Below are 7664 nucleotides of genomic sequence, written 5' to 3' on the forward strand. Positions count from 1 at the left end.
TGGAGGGCGCTGCACCACCGGATGGACCGGTTCGTCATCACCAACATGCGGGTGTTCCGGATGCACGGCGTGCTCGCGCGCGAGCAGGCGACCATGCCGCTGACCCGGATCCTCGACATCACCGTGGCCAAGCCCCTGACCGGCCGAGTCCTGGGCTACGGCCACTTCGTCTTCGAATCGGCCGCGCAGGAGCAGGGCCTGCGCGACATCCGGTACGTCGGCCGGCCGGACGAGCGCGACCTGGCCATCCAGCGGGTCGTCCAACGCAGCGGGCTGCGCGGGCCGCGCGTCGTCAACTAGGGCGATGGCACGGCTCCCGTTCGACCCGATCGACGAGGCGGCCCGGCAGTGGAGCAACCGCTGGCCCGGCGTACCCGCGATGCACGCGGTGACGTCCCTCATGCGCGTGCAACAACTGGTGATCGGGCGGCTGGACGCCCTGCTCAAACCGCAGGGCCTCACGTTCGCCCGCTACGAGGCCCTCGTGCTCCTGACCTTCTCGTCGCGGGGGTCGCTGCCGCTCGGGAAGATGGGGGAGCGGCTGCAGGTGCACCCCACCTCGGTCACCTCCATCGTCCGCAAGCTCGAGGCTGACGGCCACGTGATCCGACGGCCGCACCCGAAGGACGGTCGCGCGGTGCTCGCGGAGATCACCGAGGCGGGTCGCGCGATCGTGGAGGTCGCCACCGCCGAGCTGGTCGACGCGGACTTCGGTCTCGGTGTCCTGGACGAGGCGGACCTCCGTCGGCTCTCCGAGCTGCTGCGGCCGGTCCGACGTGCTGCCGGGGACTACTGATGGCGACGTCCGACGACGTACGGCGGGTCGGGCTGTCCCTCCCGCGCACGTACGAGGCCCACATCCGTGGCCAGTGGAAGCTCAAGGTGCGGCAGCTGGTCTACGTGGCGTTCTCGCGCGACGAGGCCACCATGGGCTTCGGTTTCCCGCGCGAGCAGCGGGACGGGCTGATCGAGAGCGACCCGGAGACGTTCTTCCTGCCCGCGGCGTCCGACCTGCGCTACCAGTGGGTCTGCGCCCGTCTCGACCGGCTCTCCGAGCCGGAGATGCGAGAGCTGGTGACCGACGCCTGGCGGATGTGCGTGCCCCGGATGCTGCACGAGCTGCCCGAGCTGCCGGAGCCGGTGGCCCGCGCGTGGGACCTGGTCGAGCAGCAGGAGTGGGGCGAGCTGCGGCCCCTGTTGCACCCGTATGTCCGCTTCCGCGACGGCGAGCACGACGTCCGAGGACGAAGCAGGCTGTTGACCCACCTCCGCGACCACCCCACGCCCCGCCCGCCGGTCACCGCGGAGGTACGCGACGGTCAGGTGTACCGGTGGGAGCGACCAGCGACGCGGTGAGTTGGTGAATTTAGTAGGACGTCCTACTATTTGGGGTATGACCCAGTCCTCCGACAACGCCCGCGCCCGCTGGCAGGCTCGCTACGAGAGCTCGCGAGTCCGCGAGGCGGACTTCACGACGCTCTCCGGGGTGCAGGTCGAGCCGGCCTACGGCACCGACGACTCGGAGTGGCCCGGCGAGTTCCCCTTCACACGCGGGCTCTACCCGACCGGGTACCGGGGACGGACCTGGACGATCCGGCAGTTCGCCGGCTTCGGCAACGCCGAGCAGACCAACGAGCGCTACCACATGATCCTCGGCCGGGGCGGTGGCGGACTCTCGGTCGCCTTCGACATGCCGACCTTGATGGGCCGCGACTCCGACGACCCGCAGAGCCTCGGCGAGGTCGGGCACTGTGGCGTGGCGATCGACTCGGCCGCCGACATGGAGACCCTCTTCCACGGCATCGACCTCGCGGCCGTCACGACCTCGATGACGATCAGCGGCCCGGCCGTCCCGGTGTTCTGCATGATGCTGGTCGCCGCCGAGCGCGCGGGGGTCGACACGAGCGCACTCAACGGGACGTTGCAGACCGACATCTTCAAGGAGTACATCGCCCAGAAGGAGTGGCTCTTCACGCCGGAGCCACACCTGCGGCTGATCGGCGACCTGATGGAGTACTGCGCCGAGAGGATCCCGGCGTACAAGCCGCTCTCGGTCTCGGGCTACCACATCCGTGAGGCAGGCTCGACCGCTGCGCAGGAGCTCGCGTTCACCCTGGCTGACGGCTTCGGCTACGTCGAGCTCGGGCTCGCTCGCGGGCTCGACGTCGACGTCTTCGCGCCCGGGCTCTCGTTCTTCTTCGATGCCCACGTCGACTTCTTCGAGGAGATCGCCAAGTTCCGGGCCGCCCGCCGGATCTGGGCACGCTGGATGCGGGGCGTGTACGGCGCCACCTCCGAGAAGGCGCAGTGGCTGCGCTTCCACACGCAGACCGCGGGCGTCTCGCTCACCGCCCAGCAGCCGTACAACAACGTGGTCCGCACCGGCATCGAGGCCCTGGCGGCCGTGCTGGGCGGCACCAACAGCCTCCACACCAACGCCCTCGACGAGACCCTGGCGCTCCCGAGCGAGCAGGCAGCCGAGATCGCGCTGCGCACCCAGCAGGTGATCATGGAGGAGACCGGCGTCGTGAACGTCGCAGACCCGCTGGGCGGCAGCTGGTACGTCGAGGCGCTGACCGACCAGATCGAGGCCGAGGCCAACGCGATCTTCGACCGGATCCTCGCTCTCGGCGGCAGCACCCTGACGCACGCCGACACCGAGCGGCTCGCGGCCGCGACGCGCGCCGGGGAGGACCCGATCACGCGCGGCCTGCTGCGCGGGATCGAGGAGGGCTGGTTCATGTCCGAGATCGCCGAGGCTGCATTCCAGTACCAGGTGGCGCTGGAGAAGGGCGACAAGAAGATCGTCGGCGTCAACTGCCACGAGCACTCGGTCACCCACGACCTGGAGATCATGCGGGTCAGCCACGAGGTCGAGACCGAGCAGGTCCGGCTGCTGGCCGAGCGCAAGGCCCACCGGGACGACGCTGCCGTGCGCAAGGCGATCCAACGGATGGTCGACGTCGGTCGCACCGAGGAGAACATGATCGAGGCGATGTTGGAGGCCTGCCGGGCCGAAGCCACTCTCGGCGAGATCTGCGACGCGCTGCGCGCCGAGTGGGGCGAGTACCGCGAACCGGCCAGGTTCTGAGTCGTCGCTGACCCTCCCTAGGATGGCTCCATGACGCAGCAGCCGTTCAGCCGTCCCGGAGCCATCGACCTGTCCGGTCTCAAGCGGCAGCCGCCGGCCTCCGGCGGTGCCGCTGGTGCACCGGGCGCGCCGGCCGGTGGCGCCTCCTCGGCGTACGCCGTGCAGGTGGCCGACGAGCAGGGGTTCCAGGCCGCGGTCGAGGCGTCGATGACGGCGCCCGTGGTGCTGGTGTTCTACGCGGCGTCGCAATCGCCGGAGAGCGCGACCGCGGCCCGCGACGTCGAGACCGTGGCCGGCGAGTACGAGGGTCGCTTCCTCGCTGCCCTGGTCGACGTCGACCGCACCCCCCAGATCGCACAGGCGATGCAGATCCAGCAGGTGCCGTTGATGCTGGTGCTGATCGACGGCCGACCCGCGACCCAGCCGATCCCGGGAGCACTGAGCCTCGATGAGCTGCGCACGCTCTTCAACCAGCTGGGCCAACAGCTCACCGCCCAGGGCATCACCGGCCGGCACCAGCCTCGGACCGGCCCGCCTGCCGGGGCCGACGAGGCGGCCGACGAGCAGCCTGCGGCCGACCCCCGCTACGCCGCCGCCCAAGCCGCCCTGGAGGCCGACGACGCCGACGGTGCCGTCGCCGAGTACCAGAAGCTGGTCGACGCCAACCCCGCCGACGCCGAGGCTGCCGCCGGGCTGGCCATGGCGCGCGTGCTCCAGCGCACCCGCGGGGTCGACCTGACGGCCGCCCGTGACGCGGCCGCGGCGTCGCCTGACGACGTCGAGGCCCAGACCCTGGTCGCCGACCTCGACCTGCTCGGCGGGCACGTCGACGACGCGTTCAACCGGTTGATCGAGCTGGTTCGCCGTACCTCCGACAAGGAACGGGACGCGGCCCGCGAGCACCTGCTCGGCCTGTTCGCCGCGGTGGGCAACGACGACCCGCGGGTGATCCGGGCGCGGCAGCAGCTGGCCTCCGCGCTCTTCTGAGCGCTCCCTGCTGACCGCCTGGCGGGCGTGGCCTCAGCCGCTCCGGCGGTTCGCCAGCACCGAGCGGCCGGCTTCCAGCCTCGCCACGGGGACGCGGAACGGTGAGCACGAGACGTAGTCGAGGCCGACCGAGTCGAAGAAGTGGATCGAGCGAGGGTCTCCGCCGTGCTCGCCGCAGATCCCGACCTTGAGGTCCGGCTTGGTCTCGCGTCCCTTGGCCGTCCCCATCTCGACCATGCCGCCGACACCGAGCTGGTCGAGCGACTCGAACGGCGAGACGTCGAAGATGCCGTGGTCGAAGTAGCGGGAGAAGAACGCCGCCTCCACGTCGTCGCGCGAGAAGCCCCAGGCCATCTGCGTGAGGTCGTTGGTGCCGAACGAGAAGAACTCGGCCGACGCGGCGATCCGATCGGCGAGGAACGCCGCCCGGGGCAGCTCGATCATCGTGCCGATCTTGAAGTCCAGGTTCACGCCGCGCGTGGTCTGCACGTCCTCGGCCACCTGGAGGATGCCGCTCTTGACGACGTCGAGCTCTCGGACGCTGGCCACCAGCGGGATCATGATCTCGGGGCGGGGAGCCCCGCCGGCCTCCACCCGGTCAGCGGCGGCCTCCAGGATCGCGCGGGCCTGCATCCGGAACAGCCCGGGGATCTGGATGCCGAGCCGGACACCCCGCAGACCCAGCATCGGGTTCTGCTCGTGCAGCCGTCGCACGTGCGTCAGCAGCTGACGGGAGTGCTCGTCGACCTTCCCGCGCTCCTCGGCGAGCGCGACCTCGACCGAGAGGTCGGTGAGGTCGGGCAGGAACTCGTGCAGCGGCGGGTCGATCAGCCGGATCGTCACGGGCAGTCCGTCCATCGCCTCGAAGATCTCGGTGAAGTCCTGCCGCTGCAGGGGGAGCAGCGCGTCGAGTGCGGCGAGCTGGTCGGCCTCGTTCTCGGCGACGATCAGTCGCTCCACGAGCTCGCGCCGGTCGCCGAGGAACATGTGCTCGGTACGGCACAACCCGATGCCCTGGGCGCCGAACCGGCGCGCACGCGCGGAGTCGTCCGGGGTGTCGGAGTTCGCTCGCACCCGGAGCCGCCGGGCCCCGTCGGCGTGCGCCATGATCCGCGAGACGGCGGTGACCAGGTCGTCGTCGCTCTTCTCCCCCTCGAAGTGCCGCACCACGAGCGAGGCCGAGACCGGGACCTCGCCGGCGAACACCTCGCCGGTGGTGCCGTCGATCGAGATCAGGTCACCTTCGCGGATCGTCTCGCCACCGCGGACGCGGAACTCGCGCGCCTTGGTGTCGACGTCGAGGGCCTCGGCGCCGCAGACGCAGGTCCGCCCCATCCCGCGCGCCACGACGGCGGCGTGCGAGGTCTTGCCGCCGCGGCTGGTGAGGATGCCGCGCGCGGACACCATGCCGCGCAGGTCGTCAGGGTTGGTCTCCTTGCGGACCAGGATCACGTCGTCCCCGCGCTCGGCCCACTCGACGGCGGTGTCGGAGTCGAACACCGCCTTGCCGACGGCCGCGCCGGGGGAGGCGTTCATCCCGGTCGCGAGCAGGGTGCGCTCTGCCGACTCGTCGAACCGGGGGAACATCAGCTGGGCGAGCTGGTCGCCGGTGACGCGCATGACCGCCTCGTCCATCTCGATCAGGCCCTCGTCGACCATGTGGATGGCGATCCGGAACGCCGCCTCCGGCGTCCGCTTGCCCACCCGGGTCTGCAGCATCCAGAGCTTGCCGCGCTCCACGGTGAACTCGATGTCGCACATGTCGCGGTAATGGCGCTCGAGCCGGGCCATGATCGACATCAGGTGGTCGTACGCCGCGCGGTCCACCTCGCCGAAGTCGGCCAGCGACACCGTGTTGCGGATCCCCGCGACGACATCCTCGCCCTGGGCGTTCTGGAGGTAGTCGCCGTACACCCCCTGGGCGCCACTCGCCGGGTCGCGGGTGAAGGCGACGCCCGAGCCGGAGTCCATGCCGAAGTTGCCGAACACCATCGCCTGCACGTTGACCGCGGTGCCGAGGTCCTCGGGGATCCGCTCCTGGCGGCGGTAGAGCCGGGCGCGGTCGGTGTTCCACGAGTCGAAGACCGCGCGGATGGCGAGGTCGAGCTGTTCGCGGGGATCCTGCGGGAACTCGCGGCCGGCCTGGTGGCGCACGATGCCCTTGAACGTCTCGACCAGCGAGGCGAGAGCATCGGCGTCGAGGTCGAGGTCGTTGTCGGTGCCGCGCTCGCGCTTGGCCGCGTCGAGCGCGTCGGCGAAGTGCTCGGAGTCGATGCCCATGACCGTGGCACCGAACATCTGGAGCAGCCGCCGGTAGGAGTCCTGCGCGAACCGCTTGTCGTCGCTCTGCCGGGCGAGCCCTGCGACGGACTCGTCGTTGAGCCCTATGTTGAGGACCGTCTCCATCATCCCGGGCATCGAGAACTTCGCCCCGGAGCGGACGCTGACCAGCAACGGGTCGTCGGCCCCGCCCAGTCGGCGTCCCATCGTCTTCTCCAAGACCTCGAGGTGCTCGGTGACCTCCTCGGCCAGACCCTCAGGCTCGCCGCCGTGCTGCAGGTACGCCCGGCACGCCTCGGTGGTGATGGTGAAACCGGGAGGCACCGGTAGCCCGAGGTTCGTCATCTCGGCGAGGTTCGCTCCCTTGCCGCCGAGGAGGTCGCGCTGCTCCTTGTTGCCCTCTGCAAATGCCCGCACGTAGCCCATGGAGCGACCTTGGCACGTCAGTGCGGGGGTTGGCGAGGGCGGCCGCTCTCGACGTACGCCGGGGCGCCGCCGTCCAGGTTGGCGAGCGCGGCCGCCACCCGGCGGGCGGTGAACTCGGCGCAGCGCTCGGCCACCTGGTCGAGGGTGCAGAACTCCGCCGCGCGGATCTCGCGCTTCTCGCGCACGATCGAGTCGAGCAGCGTGGGTCGGTGGCTGCCGCCGTCGAAGACCAGGCACAACGCGTCGTCCCACCCGCTCCAGGGCGGGAGCCAGTCGGTGAGGAGCAACGGCCCGGCCGACAGCTCGAGACCGAGCTCCTCGGAGACCTCCCGGGACACGGCGAGCTGGGGCGACTCCCCGACCTCGACGACGCCGCCGGGCAGGTCCCAGTCCGGCTTGTAGGTGAGCTGGCAGAGCAGCACCCGATGCTCGTGGTCGCGCACCAACAGCTGGCTGATCGCCCGCTTGCGCGGCAGGAAGGAGTTGAGGAGGGCCCGGAACCCCTCGGGCTCGGAGGACGGCGGGTCGGCCGCCAGCCTCGCGAAGACGATCCGGTCCTCCTCGGCGACCGCGCCGCGCATCACGCCCTCCCGACGTAGTCCGGTCCAGGTCGCGATCCGTTGGCTGGCCACGTCGTCGGGCCGGACCCATGCCTCGACCCGCCCGTGCTCGGCCAGCGCTCGGTCGACGTACGGCTGCACCCGCGCCACCGCGTCGACCAGGCCGAGATCGACGACCTCCGCGCGCCACGTCACGCGGGCGACGCCGTCGGCGACGGTGTGGACGCTGACGGACTCGGTCACGGATTCACCCTAGACGGCCCTCCGAAGACCGCGGCGTGTGCCTGAGAGTGCGCCATGGCGCACTGTTGTGTCTCAGG

7 protein-coding genes are annotated in these 7664 nt (G+C 70.8%); 5 read left to right on the plus strand and 2 right to left on the minus strand.

Going from position 1 to position 7664, the window contains the following annotated elements:
- The 5 genes from VFZ39_RS18945 to VFZ39_RS18965 form a co-directional block, all read left to right on the plus strand.
- A partial coding sequence (locus VFZ39_RS18945) for a PH domain-containing protein (RefSeq protein ID WP_330867364.1) occupies positions 1-300 on the plus strand: 300 nt, incomplete at its 5' end.
- A gap of 4 nt (positions 301-304) precedes the next feature.
- Positions 305-796 (plus strand): MarR family transcriptional regulator, encoded by a 492-nt coding sequence (locus VFZ39_RS18950; protein ID WP_330867365.1) that lies wholly within the window; start codon positions 305-307, stop codon positions 794-796.
- Complete coding sequence (locus VFZ39_RS18955; protein WP_330867366.1) at positions 796-1356, plus strand: MmcQ/YjbR family DNA-binding protein; 561 nt, start codon at positions 796-798, stop codon at positions 1354-1356. The genes VFZ39_RS18950 and VFZ39_RS18955 overlap by 1 nt, the downstream gene beginning before the upstream one ends.
- A gap of 37 nt (positions 1357-1393) precedes the next feature.
- Positions 1394-3091, plus strand: coding sequence for an acyl-CoA mutase large subunit family protein (locus VFZ39_RS18960; protein ID WP_330867367.1), 1698 nt, complete (start codon positions 1394-1396; stop codon positions 3089-3091).
- Positions 3092-3121: 30 nt separating this feature from the next.
- Positions 3122-4078: a co-chaperone YbbN gene (locus VFZ39_RS18965; protein WP_330867368.1), complete on the plus strand. Its 957-nt coding sequence runs from the start codon at positions 3122-3124 to the stop codon at positions 4076-4078.
- Positions 4079-4111: 33 nt separating this feature from the next.
- On the opposite strand, the gene ppdK is transcribed toward VFZ39_RS18965, so the two are convergent.
- Positions 4112-6784 (minus strand): pyruvate, phosphate dikinase, encoded by a 2673-nt coding sequence (gene ppdK / locus VFZ39_RS18970; RefSeq protein WP_330867369.1) that lies wholly within the window; start codon positions 6782-6784, stop codon positions 4112-4114.
- 17 nt (positions 6785-6801) lie between these two features.
- Complete coding sequence (locus VFZ39_RS18975) at positions 6802-7587, minus strand: NUDIX hydrolase (protein ID WP_330867370.1); 786 nt, start codon at positions 7585-7587, stop codon at positions 6802-6804.
- Positions 7588-7664 lie beyond the last annotated feature (77 nt).

Origin of the sequence: Nocardioides sp. (assembly GCF_036374615.1) — a bacterium.
Lineage (GTDB): Bacteria > Actinomycetota > Actinomycetes > Propionibacteriales > Nocardioidaceae > Nocardioides.

Coding starts and splice junctions, on each gene's coding strand:
- VFZ39_RS18950 (WP_330867365.1), top strand. CDS start 305: ATGGCACGGCTCCCGTTCGACCCGATCGACGAGGCGGCCCGGCAGTGG.
- VFZ39_RS18955 (WP_330867366.1), top strand. CDS start 796: ATGGCGACGTCCGACGACGTACGGCGGGTCGGGCTGTCCCTCCCGCGC.
- VFZ39_RS18960 (WP_330867367.1), top strand. CDS start 1,394: ATGACCCAGTCCTCCGACAACGCCCGCGCCCGCTGGCAGGCTCGCTAC.
- VFZ39_RS18965 (WP_330867368.1), top strand. CDS start 3,122: ATGACGCAGCAGCCGTTCAGCCGTCCCGGAGCCATCGACCTGTCCGGT.
- ppdK (WP_330867369.1), bottom strand. CDS start 6,784: ATGGGCTACGTGCGGGCATTTGCAGAGGGCAACAAGGAGCAGCGCGAC.